The 18,312-nt window shown below is 39.8% G+C and carries 13 protein-coding genes; 11 read left to right on the top strand and 2 right to left on the bottom strand.

Translation table 11 applies throughout. The features are described 5' to 3' along the window. Window positions 1-20: 20 nt before the first annotated feature. The gene (locus tag A6754_RS20590; RefSeq protein ID WP_066450344.1) at window positions 21-305 is read right to left on the bottom strand and encodes a YgaP family membrane protein; all 285 of its coding nucleotides are present in this window, start codon (window positions 303-305) and stop codon (window positions 21-23) included. 186 nt (window positions 306-491) lie between these two features. Between A6754_RS20590 and A6754_RS20585 the strand changes: the two genes are divergently transcribed. From A6754_RS20585 to pruA, 8 genes are all read left to right on the top strand, one after another. Continuing rightward, window positions 492-2,234 (top strand): adenine deaminase C-terminal domain-containing protein, encoded by a 1,743-nt coding sequence (locus A6754_RS20585; RefSeq protein ID WP_066450341.1) that lies wholly within the window; start codon window positions 492-494, stop codon window positions 2,232-2,234. A 167-nt stretch (window positions 2,235-2,401) separates the two neighbouring features. Next, on the top strand, window positions 2,402-3,451 hold the full coding sequence (locus A6754_RS20580) for a DUF3048 domain-containing protein (protein WP_066450338.1): 1,050 nt from the start codon (window positions 2,402-2,404) through the stop codon (window positions 3,449-3,451). A 30-nt stretch (window positions 3,452-3,481) separates the two neighbouring features. After that, window positions 3,482-3,793: a YerC/YecD family TrpR-related protein gene (locus A6754_RS20575; RefSeq protein ID WP_066450336.1), complete on the top strand. Its 312-nt coding sequence runs from the start codon at window positions 3,482-3,484 to the stop codon at window positions 3,791-3,793. 203 nt (window positions 3,794-3,996) lie between these two features. Beyond that, complete coding sequence (gene pcrB, locus A6754_RS20570) at window positions 3,997-4,680, top strand: heptaprenylglyceryl phosphate synthase (RefSeq protein WP_066450329.1); 684 nt, start codon at window positions 3,997-3,999, stop codon at window positions 4,678-4,680. Between the two features lie 71 nt (window positions 4,681-4,751). After that, window positions 4,752-6,971, top strand: a complete 2,220-nt coding sequence (gene pcrA, locus A6754_RS20565) for a DNA helicase PcrA (protein WP_066450327.1) — start codon at window positions 4,752-4,754, stop codon at window positions 6,969-6,971. Between the two features lie 198 nt (window positions 6,972-7,169). Beyond that, complete coding sequence (ligA, locus tag A6754_RS20560) at window positions 7,170-9,176, top strand: NAD-dependent DNA ligase LigA (RefSeq protein WP_066450326.1); 2,007 nt, start codon at window positions 7,170-7,172, stop codon at window positions 9,174-9,176. 13 nt (window positions 9,177-9,189) lie between these two features. Next, a complete protein-coding gene (locus A6754_RS20555) occupies window positions 9,190-10,359 on the top strand; it encodes a CamS family sex pheromone protein (RefSeq protein ID WP_066450324.1) in 1,170 nt (389 codons plus the stop codon). Window positions 10,360-10,514: 155 nt separating this feature from the next. Further along, a complete protein-coding gene (gene pruA / locus A6754_RS20550) occupies window positions 10,515-12,062 on the top strand; it encodes an L-glutamate gamma-semialdehyde dehydrogenase (protein WP_066450322.1) in 1,548 nt (515 codons plus the stop codon). A gap of 99 nt (window positions 12,063-12,161) precedes the next feature. Here pruA and putP read toward each other — a convergent pair whose 3' ends face one another. Further along, window positions 12,162-13,625, bottom strand: a complete 1,464-nt coding sequence (gene putP, locus A6754_RS20545) for a sodium/proline symporter PutP (protein ID WP_066450317.1) — start codon at window positions 13,623-13,625, stop codon at window positions 12,162-12,164. Window positions 13,626-14,248: 623 nt separating this feature from the next. On the opposite strand from putP, the gene A6754_RS20540 reads away from it, so the two are divergent. The 3 genes from A6754_RS20540 to A6754_RS20530 all read left to right on the top strand — a co-directional run bounded on the left by A6754_RS20540 (window position 14,249) and on the right by A6754_RS20530 (window position 18,196). Next, a complete protein-coding gene (locus A6754_RS20540) occupies window positions 14,249-14,686 on the top strand; it encodes a YueI family protein (RefSeq protein ID WP_066450315.1) in 438 nt (145 codons plus the stop codon). 452 nt (window positions 14,687-15,138) lie between these two features. Next, window positions 15,139-16,494: a sodium-dependent transporter gene (locus tag A6754_RS20535; protein WP_066450314.1), complete on the top strand. Its 1,356-nt coding sequence runs from the start codon at window positions 15,139-15,141 to the stop codon at window positions 16,492-16,494. 70 nt (window positions 16,495-16,564) lie between these two features. Continuing rightward, window positions 16,565-18,196 (top strand): pyridoxal phosphate-dependent decarboxylase family protein, encoded by a 1,632-nt coding sequence (locus tag A6754_RS20530; protein WP_066451791.1) that lies wholly within the window; start codon window positions 16,565-16,567, stop codon window positions 18,194-18,196. Window positions 18,197-18,312 lie beyond the last annotated feature (116 nt).

Raw genomic sequence — 18,312 nt, 5'->3', positions numbered from 1 at the left:
TTATATAATCAATCTGACAATTATTCGTTTATTGGATTGTGAGGAAGCATTTGCTGAATAGAATCTTCATCTTTATTCCCTTTTCGTTCATGCATCATTTCCTGACCTTTGTCATATAATGCTACGATTGGGCAATAGCGGACAATTCCTTCTGCAACCTTCATAGCACCAAGCATGGATGCAACTAAATAGGAATCACGCCATGGAAACTTAACAAGCTTAGCTGTACTCCAGGATAAAATCGTCAGTCCGCAAGTGATCCGAAGCAGCGCGCTTAAAATGCCGATATTGGGTGTTATTTTCAAATTTAACAGCTCCTTCATAAAATTTTTACATTTTTAACCTAATTCTTTAATGCGTTAAAAAGGCAAATATGTTATGATAAATTAAAGATGTAAGGGTTTTCTGAAATTAAAAACTACTTGTCATTATAAAAATTCACTATTTCACATAGGCTGTAAAATTCATACAAAACAAAAGGAGGGAGTAGCGTGCTGGAACAGAGATATCGCTGGAAAAACAAGCATCTGCGACAACATGTTTCCATTTTAGATGGAAAGACTGCACCAACTATATTGCTTAAGAATGCCCGTTACTTAAATCAGATTTTGAGAAAATGGGTGAATGCAAATATATGGATATATGGAGATCGTATTGTTTATGTTGGCGACAAACTGCCTGAAAAAACAGATGGCTGCCAAGTGGTTGACTGCTCGGAATATGTCCTTGTTCCAGGATATATTGAACCACATGCTCATCCGTTTCAATTATATAATCCCCACTCACTTGCAAGTTATGCATCGCAATTCGGAACGACAACATTGATCAATGACAACATGATGCTTGCATTGCAGTTAAATAAAAAGGAAGCGTTTTCATTTCTTCGTGAAATGCGTAACATTCCTTCAACAATGTATTGGTGGTGCCGCTTTGATCCGCAAACAGAGCTGCAAAATGAGGAATATCTTTTCTCTCACAGCAATGTGAAGGCATGGCTTGAGCATGATGCTGTACTGCAGGGCGGAGAATTAACCGGATGGCCAAAGCTTCTTGATGGCGACGATATGATGCTGCATTGGATGCAGGAAACGAAACGCATGCGTAAACAAATAGAGGGACATTTCCCCGGGGCATCTGAAAAAACATTGGCTAAGCTCATGCTTCTTGGTGCGGACTGTGATCATGAAGCCATGACCGGCAAAGAAGTATATGACCGGTTATTGCAGGGCTATACCGTTTCTTTAAGATATTCGTCTATTCGTCCTGATTTGCCAAAGCTTCTCGATGAAATCCATGAGCTTGGGATAGAGCATTATGATCAATTTTTCTTTACAACCGATGGATCATCATCTACCTTTTCAGAGAGCGGAATTACTGACGAAATGATCCGGATTGCTATCGAAAAAGGGGTTCCTGTTATAGATGCTTATAATATGGGCACGATTAATATTGCCAAATATTATAATATTCAATACCTGCATGGCAATATCGCAACAGGACGTGTGGCTAATATCAACTTCCTCAAGGATGAAAAAGATCCAACGCCTGTATCTGTCCTTGCCAAAGGGAAGTGGGTAAAGCTTGATGGCGAAGATCAGAACATGTATGAAGAGATTGCCTGGGATGAGTTTGGGTTAGAGCCTCTTGAAATCGATTGGGAGTTATCAATGGATGATATGCAATTCTCTATGCCGTTTGGCATTAAGATGGAGAATTCAGTCCTTACGAAACCATATTCTGTTGCCATCGATGTTTCAAATAATGATCTTGATTACTCACATGATGAATGTTTCTTTATGCTTGTAGACCGCAATGGCAAATGGCGCGTTAACACAGTCCTAAAAGGATTTGCAACAAAGCTGGATGGGCTGGCAAGCTCTTTTTCAAATACTGGCGATATTATTGTGATCGGAAAAAATAAAGAAGATATGCTGAATGCATTTTTAAGAATGAAGGAAATTGGCGGAGGAATTGTTATTTCTGAGCAAGGAGAAGTTGTGCTTGAAGTTCAATTAAAGCTAAAAGGATTAATGTCTCATAAGAAAGTTGAAGATCTAATCGAGGATGAGAAGAAGCTCCTGGCTTATCTGAAAGATAAAGGATATCAATTTGCAGATCCAATTTATACCCTGTTATTTTTCTCATCTACCCATCTTCCTTATATTAGAGTTACACAAAGAGGCATATATGATGTTATGAATAAAACTGTACTCTTTCCAACGATAATGCGTTAAAATATAAAAGAGAGTATGATATAAACATTAAGTTTATGAACAGTGGCTAGCTCCAAAAGCCCCGTCCTCCGAGATGTTACGTCTAGGTGGATAGCAGCAGGCAGGGATTGCCTTCTGCTAGCTGATCGCGCCGGAGATGCCAGTTCTTTTCTTGTAAGGAGTGTATGATGTCAAAAATATGGATGGCAGTTTTTGCTGCAGGTATTCTTTTACTATCAGGATGCAGCGGGGATCAGACAGAAATTGATGAGACAGATCATTCGAATAATGAACAGCAGCCAGAAGAAGTGGCTCAAGAACAAAATGAGCCTGAATTTATTTACCCGCTTACAGGAATCTCGGCAGAAGCAGAAGTAAATGGACGGGCAGTGGCCGTTATGATTAATAATCACCCGCTGGCTCGTCAGCAGTCTGGTTTGCATGAAGCGGATATTGTGTATGAATTGCTTGCCGAAGGAGAGGTTACAAGGTTTTTAGCGATTTATCAAAGTCAAAAGCCTGCACAAATTGGACCGATTCGGAGTGCACGCGACTATTATATTGAACTTGCCAAAGGATATGACAGTTTATATGTTGCTCACGGCAACAGTCCTGATGCAAAAAAATTAATGGATAGCGGCTATATTGACAGTTTGAATGGCCTCTATTATGATGGCACACTATTTAATAGGGTCAGCTTTAGAAAAGCGCCGCATAATTCCTATATCTCTTTTGAAAATATTGAAAAGGGTGCACAAGAGCAGAGGTATGATATGAACAATGCTCCATCTCCTTTAGTGTACTTGAATGAGGAAGAAATAGAGCAACTGGACGGAGACGAAGCTGCTAATGTCGAAGTTTCTTATTTTTCAAGGGAGACATTTAATTCGGTCTACGAATATGATGCTGTCCAAGAGAAGTATAAGCGTTATTCAAATGGTGAGCTGACTGCAGATTATGAAACGGATTCACCGGTTCTGCTCGATAACATATTCATTGTTGAAACAGAACATCAAATCGTCGATAATGCCGGGAGACGGAACATTGATTTAATGTCAGGCGGAAGAGCTTATCTGCTTCAAAAAGGAACACTTCGTGAAGTAAATTGGGAAAATATTGACGGTAAGATCCTGCCGGTTGCAGATGGGGAGCAAGTTGGGCTTATTCCCGGGAAAACGTGGATTAATGTAATCCCCACAAGTGTCGGTTTAGAAGATTCCGTATCCTACGGTTCATAGAAAGTATTTATAACAAAGGAGCTTGAATATATGCAAATAAATAAATTAAAAGGAAAAGAACTCGATCAGCTTTTTAACTCGGTCTTATCTTTAAAAGATTTAGATGAATGCTATCGTTTTTTTGATGATTTATGCACTGTAAATGAGATTCAGTCTCTTGCACAGAGGCTTGAAGTTGCTCGTATGCTTCGCGAAGGAAAAACGTATCATAAAATTGAAACAGAAACTGGCGCAAGCACAGCTACTATCTCTCGTGTAAAGCGCTGCTTAAATTATGGAAATGATGCCTATGAAATGGCACTTGAACGGATTAAAGAAGATAGTCCAACAGCACAAGAATAAAATGGGGCTAAACTGCAGGGATCAACACCTGCAGTTTTTTTGTTTTATTCCCAAGTAAAATGCTGGTAATAACTGACCGCAATCCTCGTTTTGCACGTTAAATCCCATGGCAGTAAGTCTGAACAATCAACAGGTCTTTACTTTTTGATCTTATACACAAATGATATAATGTTGGATGGAATGATAGAATGGAGGCAGTATGTATGTATGATATTAACGAGTGGCGCCATGCCTTTAAACTCGATCCTAATAAATATATTTCTGATGAAGACTTAGAAAAAATCTGTGAATCTGGAACGGATGCCCTGATTATTGGAGGGACTGATGGGATTACCCTTGAAAATGTACTGGATCTAATGGCTCGTGTTCGAAGATATACGGTTCCGTGTATTTTAGAGATCTCAACGATTGAATCGGTCACACCAGGTTTTGATTTATATTTTATCCCCTCCGTTTTAAATAGTACGGAAGTAAAATGGATAACAGGACTTCATCATGAGGCTGTTAAAGAGTATGGAGACATCATGAATTGGGAAGAAATTCTCGTGCAGGGCTACTGCATATTAAATGACGAATGTAAGGCGGCAAGTGTCACAGCAGCAAATACGGATTTGACAGCTGATGATGTCAGAGCCTATGCGATGATGGCAGAAAAGATGCTTCATCTGCCTATTTTTTATCTTGAATATAGCGGCAAGTATGGTGATCCTGCAATCGTTAAAGAAGTAAAAGAAACACTTGAGACAACTGCACTTTTTTATGGAGGCGGAATCCAATCAGCACAGCAGGCAAAAGAGATGGCTGCCTATGCCGATGTAGTAGTTGTTGGCAATATCATTTATAGCGATTTAAAGGCTGCTTTACAAACAGTTGAAGCAGTGAGATAAAAGCTTGTTTATCTGAAGAAAAACAGGTACGATATAGAAAATAGAACATACGTTTGTGGTGGTGAATAGAAATGCAATATTTAACTGATAAACTGTTAAACGGATTAAATACAGAACAGCAAAATGCTGTTAAGGCGACGGATGGACCTCTACTGATAATGGCAGGTGCAGGAAGCGGAAAAACTAGAGTATTAACACATCGAATTGCCTATCTAATGGTTGAAAAACGTGTTTCGCCTTATAACATTCTTGCGATTACATTTACAAATAAAGCGGCACGGGAGATGCGTGAGCGGATCCAGAAAATGATGGGCGGAGCAGCGGATGATATCTGGATTTCGACCTTCCACTCTATGTGTGTAAGAATATTGCGCAGAGATATTGACCGGATCGGATACAATCGCAATTTCACTATTCTAGACACAACAGATCAGCAATCGGTTATTAAATCGATTTTAAAAGAACGCAATATTGATCCAAAAAAATTCGATCCCAGAGCAATTCTAGGTTCAATCAGCTCAGCCAAAAATGAACTGATCACGCCAGAGGAATATGCCAAAACTGCAGGTGATTATATTCAGCAGGTAACGAGTGATGTATATGCAGATTATCAAAAACGCCTTCGCAGAAACCAGGCACTGGATTTTGATGATCTTATTATGATTACCATTCAGCTTTTTCAGCGTGTGCCTGAAGTGCTTGAATACTATCAGCGCAAATTCCAATATATCCATGTGGATGAATATCAGGATACGAACCGTGCGCAATATATGCTTGTAAAGTTTTTGGCTAATCGCTTTAAAAACCTGTGTGTTGTTGGGGATTCTGATCAATCTATTTATAGATGGAGAGGAGCAGATATCGCCAATATCCTCTCGTTTGAAAAAGACTATCCAAATGCCAGTGTCATCCTTCTTGAGCAAAACTATCGTTCGACAAAGCGCATTCTTGCTGCGGCAAACGAAGTAATTGCGAAAAATATGAATCGCAAACCGAAAAACTTATGGACAGAAAATGACGAAGGAAACAAGCTGTTTCATTACCGTGCTGACAGTGAACAAGGGGAAGCTCAATTTGTAGTTGGAAAAGTGAAGGAGTTAATGAACTCCAGCAATCGCAAGCTCACAGATTTTGCGATTCTCTATCGAACCAATGCCCAGTCTCGTGTAATGGAGGAAGTACTGCTTAAATCCAATATTGAATACTCTATTGTAGGCGGCATTAAGTTCTATGACCGTAAAGAAATTAAGGACATTCTTGCGTATCTGCGCCTGATAGCCAATCTAGATGATGATATCAGCCTGCAGCGTGTCATCAATGTGCCTAAACGCGGCATTGGTTCAGGATCAGTCGATAAAATTGCTAATTTTGCTACCATGCACGATATGTCTATGTTTGAAGCATTAGAGTCAATTGAATTGATTGGACTAAGCCCGAAGATTACAAAAGCGGCAGCAGAATTTAGGGATCTTGTGAGAAATTATTATCAAATGCAAGAATACTTATCTGTAACAGAGCTGGTTGAAGAAGTCCTTGAAAAATCAGGCTATCGTGAGATGCTAAAGGCGGAAAAATCGATTGAGTCTCAAAGCAGACTTGAGAATATCGATGAATTCCTTTCTGTTACGAAAAATTTTGAAGATGCATCAGAGGATAAATCCCTAATTGCTTTTCTGACAGATTTGGCTCTTGTGGCAGATATTGATAAGCTAGATGATGATGGCCAAAAAAGCGATGCAGTAGTGCTGATGACCTTGCACTCTGCTAAAGGGCTTGAATTTCCTGTTGTCTTTTTAATTGGAATGGAAGAAGGCGTATTCCCGCATAGCCGTTCCTTAATGGATGAAACGGAAATGGAAGAAGAACGAAGATTAGCGTATGTAGGAATCACACGGGCAGAGCAAGAGCTTTATATTACAAACGCTCAAATGCGAACATTATTTGGCCGAACAAATATGAATCCTCCTTCCCGTTTTATTAAGGAAATACCAGAGGATTTACTGGATGGGATACAGCCGCCTGTGCAAGGAAAACGAGGAGCATCACCGTTTCAGGATTCACCAAGACAGACCATGCGCAGAAATGCGGTAGTGCGTCCGGCAGCAGCTGCAACAGGTGGAGACAGCCTGTCATGGAGTGTTGGCGATAAAGCCGTCCATGGCAAATGGGGAACAGGAACAGTTGTCAGCGTAAAAGGATCTGGTGAAGGCACAGAGCTCGACATCGCTTTTCCAAGCCCTGTTGGCATTAAAAGGCTTCTTGCAAAATTCGCACCTATCCAAAAAGGGTAACCGAAAGGCAGACTCAGAAAATGATCAGTGTATAGCCCAGAGCAGTCCAATAAAATCGGGGCTGCATAAGGAGCTTGCGCTTTAAGAATTATAAAAAGTAATAATAAGAACAGTGTCTAGCTCCGGCGTCTTGCCCACGAGGTTTCTTGTTGTGGCTGAGCAAGGCGCCCTGAGCTTTTCTATGAAAGGGCTGGGTTAATGGACATTCAATCAGCTGAAAGAAAAATAAAGGACCTGCAAAATATCCTCAATCAATATAACTACGAATATCATGTGCTGGATACACCATCTGTCCCAGATTCAGAATATGACAAACTAATGAATGAGTTGACCGCTCTTGAAGTACAGTTTCCGCAGCTGAAAACAGAAGATTCGCCAACACAGCGTGTCGGCGGAGAAATACTAGATATGTTTGAAAAAGTTGAACATGAAACGTCAATGCTGAGCTTGGGCAATGCGTTTAACGAACAGGATTTAAGGGATTTTGACCGCCGTGTCCGTCAAAATGCCGGCGAAGATGTGACTTATGTATGTGAACTAAAAATTGATGGGCTCGCTGTTTCATTGCGTTATCAAAATGGCTTATTTTCAATAGGTGCAACACGCGGCGATGGCACCATTGGTGAAAACATTACAGCGAACCTGCGCACCATCCGCTCTATCCCACTTCGCTTAAAGGAAGAGGTTTCTATTGAGGTTCGCGGTGAGGCATTTATGCCGAGAAAGTCATTTGAAGCCTTAAACCAAGCAAAAGAGGAAAGAGGAGAAGAAGCATTTGCAAACCCGCGTAATGCGGCTGCGGGTTCATTAAGACAGCTTGATCCAAAAATAGCTGCCTCGAGAAATCTCGATATTTATGTTTATGGTCTGGCAAACGCTGATGAACTTGGAATTGGCGCTCACAGTGAGGGATTGGATTATCTCGAAAAACTTGGATTTAAAACAAATAAGGAACGAAAAAAATGTGCTTCGATTGAAGAGGTTATCGAGTATGTAACAGATTGGACAGAAAAGAGACCTCAATTATCATACGATATTGATGGTATTGTAATAAAGGTGGATGGCTACGAGCAGCAGGAACAGCTTGGAACTACAGCTAAAAGTCCAAGATGGGCAATCGCTTATAAATTTCCAGCTGAAGAAGTTATAACGATATTAAAAGACATTGAACTCAGCATTGGACGCACTGGTGTATTAACGCCAACAGCTATTTTAGAACCAGTACGGGTAGCAGGTACCACAGTCCAGCGTGCTTCCCTGCATAATGAAGACCTGATCCGTGAAAAAGATATTAAGATCGGGGACCATGTGGTCGTCAAAAAAGCAGGAGATATCATCCCGGAAGTTGTCAATGTTCTGCCTGAGCGCAGGACAGGAGATGAAGTCGACTTCCAAATGCCTTCCGTCTGTCCTGAATGCGGCAGCGAGCTTGTCAGACTTGAAGGAGAAGTGGCTCTTCGCTGCATCAACCCAAAATGTCCAGCTCAAATCCGTGAGGGACTCATCCATTTTGTTTCAAGAAATGCGATGAACATTGACGGATTAGGTGAAAAGGTGGTCAGCCAATTATTTTCAGAGCAGTTAATTGAAGATGTTGCTGACTTGTATAAGTTAACCTTTGAGCAGCTTATTCAGCTGGAAAGAATGGGTGAAAAATCAGTTCAAAATCTATTAAGTGCAATTGAAGCATCTAAAAAGAACTCGCTGGAAAAGCTTTTATTCGGACTGGGAATACGGCATGTCGGAGCGAAGGCAGCCAAAACACTAGCAATGACTTTCCATTCAATGGAACAGTTAAGCAGTGCTTCTCGCGAGCAGCTGATTGAAATTAATGAAATTGGCGACAAAATGGCTGATGCAATTGTATCTTATTTTGAGCAGGAAGAAGCTCTTGAACTGATACAAGAACTGAAGAGTGCTGGCGTCAATATGGAATATTTAGGTCCAAAGCGGGTTTCAGCTGAAAATATCGATTCTGTATTTGTAGGTAAAACAATTGTTTTAACAGGGAAATTAGAGCTGTTCTCCAGAAATGAAGCAAAAGAAAAAATTGAAGCCCTAGGCGGAAATGTATCAGGAAGCGTTAGTAAAAAAACAGATATTGTCATTGCTGGTGAGGATGCAGGTTCAAAGCTGAAGAAGGCAGAGGAACTTGGCATCACGGTATGGAATGAGGAGAGACTGGCTGAGGAACTAAACAAGTAAGAGGTGGAGAATCGTGAAGAAAACATTAATGATGGCTGTTTCTCTTTTGCTCGTGCTGACGGGGTGTGCTCCTAACTTCAGCAAGCAGGAGGAAGTCATTCAGGATGATGAAAACTCAAATGAAACGGCGATTATTCCGAACTATAAAATATCGGATGATTATTATAAAACGCTGCTTCCTTTTGAGCCGAGTGAAGCAAGGGGGCTTGTGGTTAATAACATTAACACCAAATATGATTTGACCGAATTTGAAACGGGCTTAATGCGTGTTGCACAAAATAGTTTTGACACCGACAGTTACTTCTTTCAGGAAGGTCAATTCTTAGATAGTGCGACTGTCCGCTCGTGGCTCAATCGCAAGTTTACACCTGCACAGCTTGCTGAACGTAATTTAGAGGAAGCGGATAATGTAGGGTTGAATCCTCTTGATGATGAAAAAGGGGATATTGACGAACGCAATACAAAGAGTCCGATCTACCTCGCTCATATTTTAGAGCATAATTATCGAATTAAGGGTGAGGGAGACACGGTTACACTTGGCGGGGTAGTGATTGGTCTGGCTTTAAACTCTGTCCATTACTATCAGAAGGAACAGTACGGAGCAACTTACGAAACAGATATTAAACGAAGTGTTTTAGAAGCAGAAGGTAAAAAGATGGCAGCCGAAGTGCTTACTCGTCTTCGCGGCATGGATGAGCTTAAAGATGTGCCAATTACCATTGCCCTATTTGAACAAGCCAGCAGAACCTCCGTTGTACCAGGAAACTTTATTGCCTATGCGGAAGCTGGAAAAGGAAGCGGCAAGTTAAGCGAATGGAAGAATGTTGCTGAAAAATATGTGCTATTTCCATCATCAGATGCTGAAACGAATCATCGTGATGACAATACAGCCTTCAAAAATTTTAAACAGGATATAGAAGCGTATTTTCCAAACTTTAATGGAGTCATCGGCAAAGCGTTTTATGCCGGAGATCAGCTGCAGGACCTTAATATTGATATTCCAATTCAATTCTATGGAAAAGCAGAATCAATCGGATTTGCACAGTATACGGCAAGTTTAATCATGAAGCATTTTCCGGAGTATATTTCTGTTCAGGTAAATATTACGTCCGTGAATGGCCCTGAAGCGCTGATTGTGAGAAAACCAGATGATACAGAACCATTTGTTCATATTTATGATTAAAGGCAAAGATTGATGAATTTTAACTAAACATGTTAAAATAAACATTGAGAAAATTCTATAAAAGTAGCTGCTGTATTAGGGATGAACTGTAAAATATTACATGCATCATCCCTTCCATTCTTATACAGTGCAATAGTACATAGGAGGCGTTAACGATGGTACAACCTTACAAGCATGAGCCTTTCACAGATTTTAAAAATGAAGAAAATCGTGAAGCATATTTACAAGGGTTAAAAACAGTTGAAAGCTATTTAGGTCAAGATTATGATCTTTTAATTGCTGGCGAACGTGTATCAACTGAAGATAAAATTGTATCGATTAATCCGTCTAATAAAGAGGAAGTAATTGGTCGCGTTTCTAAAGCTAATCAGGAGCTTGCTGAAAAAGCAATGCAAGGTGCAGTAGAAGCATTTAAAACGTGGAGAAAAGTAAAGCCTGAAACACGTGCTGATGTATTATTTAAAGCAGCTGCGATTATTCGCCGCCGCAAGCATGAGTTTTCTGCATTGCTTACAAAAGAGGCTGGAAAGCCTTGGAATGAAGCAGATGCTGATACAGCAGAAGCAATTGACTTCCTTGAGTATTATGCTCGTCAAATCTTAAGTATTAAAGATGGCGTACCTGTTAATAGCCGTCCAAATGAATACAACCGTTATGACTATATTCCATTAGGCGTTGGAATCATCATTTCTCCTTGGAACTTCCCGCTTGCGATTATGGCTGGTACAACGGTAGCGGCTATTGTAGCTGGAAATACAGTACTATTAAAGCCAGCATCTACAACTCCGGTAGTTGCTGCAAAATTTGTTGAAGTAATGGAAGAAGCAGGTCTTCCTGCTGGTGTATTAAACTTTGTACCAGGCAGCGGTGCTGAAGTAGGCGACTACTTAGTTGACCATAAGGATACTCGCTTCATTTCATTCACTGGATCTCGTGATGTAGGCTTACGCATTAATGAGCGTGCTTCTAAATTAAACGATGGACAAATTTGGCTGAAACGCGTAATCGCAGAAATGGGCGGTAAAGATACAATCGTAGTTGATAAAGAAGCTGATCTAGAATTAGCGGCTCAATCAATCGTTGCATCTGCATTTGGCTTCTCTGGTCAAAAATGTTCTGCATGTTCCCGTGCAGTTATTGTAGAAGATGTTTACGATCAAGTGTTGAATCGTGCAGTTGAATTAACAAATGAATTAACAGCAGGCAACCCTGAAGATCAAACTCACTTTATGGGACCAGTGATCGACCAGGCTGCATTTGATAAAATTATGAGCTATGTTGAAATTGGAAAACAAGAAGGCAAGCTGATGACTGGCGGAGAAGGAGACAGTTCAAAAGGATTCTTCATTAAGCCAACTATTTTTGCTGATCTTGCAGCTGATGCTCGTCTAATGCAAGAAGAAATTTTCGGGCCGGTTGTTGGCTTCACAAAAGCGAAGGATTTCGATCACGCTATTGAAATTGCAAACAACACAGAATACGGCTTAACTGGAGCTGTAATCACGAAGAACCGTGAGCACATCCAAAAAGCACGTGAAGATTTCCACGTTGGTAACCTTTACTTCAACCGTGGATGTACAGGCGCAATCGTTGGATACCAGCCATTTGGCGGATTCAACATGTCAGGTACAGACTCTAAAGCTGGCGGTCCTGACTATATTCAGCTTCATATGCAAGCTAAGACTACATCTGAAATGTACTAATATAAGCAGGCAAATAACTCCCTCTGCAACTTATGCAGAGGGAGTTTCTTTTTTGGATATAGAATTCAAGCATCCCAGCAAGAGGACCCGGCAGTCAAACTACAGCTTACCTTTATAGGTGATATACTCCTCCTGTATTTGTTTACTGGGAGTTCTGTCCGTCAGACTGAAAATAATAATAGCGATGACACCTAGTAAGAATCCAGGTGCAAGCTCATAGAGTTCAAAGATGCCTCCTTCAATTTGCGACCAAATAATAACGGTTAGAGATCCAGTAATGATCCCTGCCAAGGCGCCATTGCGAGTCATTCGTTTCCAGAAGAGGCTCAGTACGATAACTGGACCAAATGCAGCACCGAAACCTGCCCATGCATAACTAACAAGCTCAAGAACTTTGCTATCAGGATTATAACCTAGCAATATAGCAATGACTGCAATTCCGATAACAGCGATTCTGCCAACAATCATCTCTTCTTTTTGGGAAGCATTTCTTCTGAAAATAGCTTTGTAAAAATCATTAGCAAGTGCACTTGAAGAAACGAGCAACTGTGAATCAACAGTACTCATGATTGCTGAGAGAATGGCTGCAAGTAAAAAGCCGGCAACAACTGGGTTAAATAAAACCTGCGATAACATAATAAAAACCGTTTCTGAGTTTTCAAGCGGAGAATCTGCAAAATAAGCAATTCCGGTAAATCCAATAAAAATAGCACCAAACAAGGATAACACCATCCATCCCATTCCAATGAATCTGGCTTTTGGTATATCTTCTTTAGCTCGGATGCCCATAAAACGCACAAGTATATGCGGCTGGCCAAAATAGCCTAACCCCCATGCAAGCAAGGAGACTACTCCAATAACCGTTGTCCCAGAATACACATTTAAATAAGAAGGATCTATACTGCCAATTGTATTAATCGTTTCACTCCAGCCCCCAAGCTCAAAAATGACAACAATGGGAATGATAATAAGAGCAAGAAACATGAGAATTCCTTGGATAAAGTCCGTCCAGCTTGCTGCCAGAAAGCCTCCGAAAAATGTATAAGATACAATGACCAAAGCACCAATCCATATTGCAGCAATATAATCCATGCCAAAAGAATTCTCTAGTAAAATAGCTCCTCCAACCAAACTTGAGGAAGTATAAAAGGTGAAAAATACTAGAATAACAATTGCTGAAATTACACGAAGAATTTTGGAATCATCTTTAAAGCGATTTTCAAAGAAATCAGGTAATGTAATTGAATTGTTGGCAACTTCCGTATACACCCGCAAAGGCTTAGCGATAAACTGCCAATTAAGATATGCACCAATTGCCAAACCAATTGGAAGCCAAATCTCACTCATACCTCCAACATACATTGCGCCGGGAAGTCCCAGCATAAGCCAGCTGCTCATATCAGAGGCTCCTGCACTTAACGCAGCTACTCCAGGTCCCAGTCCTCTTCCGCCGAGCACATAATCGGTTAAATCCTTCGTTTTTCTTGCGGCCAGATAGCCGATAATGATCATACCAACTAAATAAATGATAATAGAAACGAGTGTAGGTATATTAATGTCCATTGTATTATTCTCTCCTCTTTTCAAAGTAATAGGTAAACGCAGATAAGATGACTAATAAAGGCATTGGCACAAGCAGCCAAAACCAAGTAGCAGTAGTTAACCCCATAGTTGATCCTCCTTTTTTTATAATTTATTCAGGTTTATACAAAAATAATAGAATACCAATTTGTTTCCACCTGAGAAAATGCACTATCAATGATAACATAGGTGTATAATTCTGTCTTTTTGAAAATTCAAATTCCTTTGTCGAAATGTATAAAAATGCATTAATAGTTATGATCTCCTTGCTAATCTTTAAGAAGAAACATATCTATACAATCAAATTAATAATATTAAGTCTGTCACCCATGCAAATGTCATGATATGCCGAATGATTATGGACGTCATTTAATCATAATTAAATTTAATATGAATACGGTTGAATAAAATTGACTCTTTTGGGTTAAATCATACATATTAATGGTTTTATGAAGCATCTCATGGAGAAAGAGGGGACTGAAGGCTGTTTACATGAAAAACACTGACCATATGTTATAATTTTCATAACATATACGAACATACATATTAATCAAACGTTTGATTAAATAAAAAAGGGACAGGTAAAATCAAGCTGGAGGTGCAATATGGCCGATCATGTGGATGACTATTTGCAAAAAGGCATGTACGGAGAAAAACAGACAAAGCCAGATGAGCGAAGGAAGTTTTTAGGCACGTTAAGAGAAAGAATTGTGTTGGCTTTAACTCAGCCTCAAGTTCGAAAAAACGGAATTAACCATGAAGCAGAAAAAGCGATGAAGGAAAATTCACAGGCACATCTCTACTTAAATGGAAATATGAATTATGAATACTTATCAAAGTATATCAAATCAGCTACGAAGTATAAGGTTGAATATACGATTGTCACCAATAAAGAGCATAACTCTGATATTGGTCTAGTGCTTGCATATGACTATGCTATTGATAAAGAGAACATTTTTGTGGATGATGAAAAACCGCACATACAGCCAGAAATTAAAAAACAGAAGACCGGATTTTTTGCCAAGTTATTTGGAGGCAAATAAAGAGGGGCGGATATACCGCTTCTTTTTTTAGGCCATTTTTTTAAATAAGTGGTGTGTTTAAGAAGTTGGTCAGGAAGCATGTCATTGTTTATATTCGATCTACTGGTGGAGAGAATAAAAAAAGAAAGTGCTGCGCCTGTCACTTCAAAAGTGGCAATGTGAAGGAGAATGCCCACACTCACCTTCTTATAATAGAAGAAAGTATACGAAAACAGTATAAAAAATTGACAGAACAAACCATAACATAAGGTGATTTTTTCATATATTTTTTGTAAATAAAAATAGGTAAAAGGAACTATTACGTTATAAATATTTCTAAAAATTGATACATAAATCCTATGCTATGATTAAGGAAACTTACTTCTAACATCTGATGAAGAAGAATATCAGTGAATAATGAAGTAAACAGCTTATACATATGTAAAACTACGTGAAATGGAAGGAAGAAAAGAATGGCGCAGAATGAACAGTGGACTTCGAAAATAGGTTTTATTTTAGCTGCGGCTGGTTCTGCAATTGGTTTAGGGGCGATTTGGAAATTCCCTTATATTGCTGGAACAGGAGGCGGCGGAGCGTTTTTCCTTGTGTTTTTACTTTTTGCCTTATTAATTGGCTACCCATTACTTGTAGGAGAATTTATAGTAGGCAGAAAAGGGCAGGATGATGCCATTTCTATTTATAAAAAGATGGCTCCTGGATCTATGTGGCATTTATTAGGACGAGTTGGGGTGTTAATTGGCATTTTAGTGCTTTCCTTTTACAGCGTTATTGGCGGCTGGATCATCCTATACTTGTTTGAAGCTTTGACAGGCGGTTTAAATGGCTTATCAATGGATCAATATGTGCAATTGTTTGAGCGGATTATTTCTGATCCTGCAGCAACACTGATTGGACAGTTTGTCTTTATTGCTCTAACGGTAGTGGTGGTTGCTAAAGGTGTGCAACAGGGCATTGAAAAGGTCAGTAAAATCCTCATGCCTGTTTTGTTTGTATTATTTCTTATAATTGTTGTTCGCTCACTTACTCTGGAAGGTGCGGCAGAGGGAATGAAATTCCTGCTGATTCCGGATTTTGGTCAATTAACCTCTGAATCTATATTATTTGCACTTGGGCAAGCCTTTTTTACCATCACTTTAGGTTCTTCTGTAATGGTGACATATGCATCCTATTTACCCAAAACACAGAATCTGCCCCGCTCGGCATTTTCTATTATTATGATGAATTTATTTGTGTGCTTGCTCGCCGGGCTTGCTATCTTTCCCGGAGTGTTTACGTTTGGCATTGAGCCAAGCGCAGGACCGCCGCTTGTATTTATTGCGCTTCCAGCAGTATTTGGCCAGATGGGATTTGGGTTGTTCTTTTTTATTGCCTTCCTGATCCTTTTCTTGTTTGCTGCCTTAACTTCAGCATTCTCTATGATTGAAATAGCTGTTGCGGTCACGGCAAAAAAGGATCCTGTGAAAAGGCAAAGATATACTTGGATGTTTGGGCTTCTCATTTTTGTCATTGGAATTCCATCTGCACTTTCTTACGGTCTTATGGCAGATGTAAAGCTTTTTGATAAGACGGTATTTGACTTAGTCGATTATGCGGCGAGCAATGTCTTAATGCCGCTAGGAGCACTTTTTACGTCTTTATTTATCTCACGAAAATTAAAGAAAAGTGACTTAATGAGAGAGATGAAGCAAGGAGCAAACGTTCCGGTTCCTTTTTTTCATACATGGTACTTCCTGTTAAAATATGCTGCACCAGCTGCGATCGTGGTTGTTTTTTTAGATGTGCTTGGGGTGCTTGATTTTATTTTCTAGAACAAACGTGTTTGCTTTTTATAATCTATTAATTATAAGAAAAGTCGGAGGATGAAAGAACATGACAGTAATGGAGCAATTACAGCAATTATTCCCGAGTGCGGATGGCAATCAGCAGCAGCGTGATGAACTGTTGGGGTACTTTCGTAAAGTGCTGACAAGAATGGATGAATTAAAGGATCCTTCTAAGCTGACCCTAGGTGATATGCCTGATTATAGTGAGGATTATTACAATAAAATCATTCAAGGTTCATTTGTGCCGGAACATGGAGTTTCAGTGGATGAAACCATTGATAAGTTGATGGAGCTTGTCGAAGGTCATCGTTTCTTGAATAGCAATTATGTGGCAAACGCAACACCGCTTCCTAACATTGCCAGTATATTAGGGAATCTAGTAATGGTTCTTTTAAACGGAAATAATTTATGGGATGTGGATGGATCGGCCGCTGCGAATGCTGAAGTGCGGATCACAAGTATGCTTTCTAAAATGATTGGCTATGATCAAAACGAAAGCGCAGGCTATACAACCTGGGGCGGACAAGGTGCGGTATTTAATTCACTGCGCATAGCGATTGCACGCAGATTCCCACAGTCAAATAAGAGCGGAATCCCTAATAACCTTTATTGTTTCTGCTCGGAACTGTCTCACTTCAGTTTGTATAAGTCAGCAGAAGCAACTGGCATCGGTGTGGATCATATGATTCGGGTGAAAGTAAATGAAGATCATTCTATGAATCTGGAAGATTTAAAAGAGAAAATGGAAATGGTTATTGAAAAGGGCGGAATTCCCGTTTATGTATTAGCTACAATGGGAACAACAGATACGTTTGGGATTGATGATTTATATGGTATGAAGCAGCTGCTGACAGAAATTGAAGCAGCATACGATTTAGAGCCTATTTATGTTCATGCAGATTCTGCGATGGGCGGAATGTATACGTTCTTTAATGATTATAACTTTAGTGCAAATCCGCTGAACTTTGAAGAGGATGTGCTCAACGTCCTGTCTGATTATCATATGCGATTTAAACATATGAATCTTGCGGATAGTATGGTCTTTGATTTTCATAAATTAGGACAGACCCCTTATATTACTAGTTTATTTTTAATTAAAGATAGACGCCTGCTGGAGTATGTGGATTTGGATGCAGCTGAAACCCCTTATGTAGGAAACCGCGGATATGGAAGCTATCATACAAGCTATACATTAGAATGCTCCAGGATGGGCAGTTCAATAGCCATTTATGCATCACTTCTGGCTTTTGGCATAGAAGGCTACCAGCAGCTGCTTGCCAATTACTTGAGTGTCAACATTGCTTTCCGTAACAGGCTGCTTGCAGAGTTTCCAAATGCCGCAGTAACAAATGAAGTATCCCCTGTCACAACTTTTAGGTTTTATCCGGAAGCACCGAACTGGAGACAGGAGTTAGCGGGTCATTGTCAAGCGGAAGAGATCCGCGAAGTGAACAATTATAATGAAGAATATGCAGAATTGATCGGCTTGGATCGAGATGTTATTTTTTTCGGAAACACAAAAAAGCAGCGTTACATTTCTGCAAAGGATTCAGAACAGCGGCTGCCTGTCTATGTTCATAAATTCTATACAACTTCTCCTTATTCAACTATTGAAGAGGTTGATCGGTATATTGAATTCTTGAAGTCACATATGGAAATACATCAAAAAAGCTTAATGCTTGTATAAGATTGAAATCGAGTACATCACTTTTAAGAGGGTGATGTACTTTTTTAGGTTTTGTGCGGGATTTGGAGAGTATGTTATTGGAAGATAACTGGACAAGCTTCATTCATAAGGAAAAC

The organism is Cytobacillus gottheilii (assembly GCF_001636345.1).
GTDB lineage: Bacteria > Bacillota > Bacilli > Bacillales > Cytobacillaceae > Cytobacillus > Cytobacillus gottheilii.
This window is presented reverse-complemented; position numbering and strand designations above follow the sequence as displayed.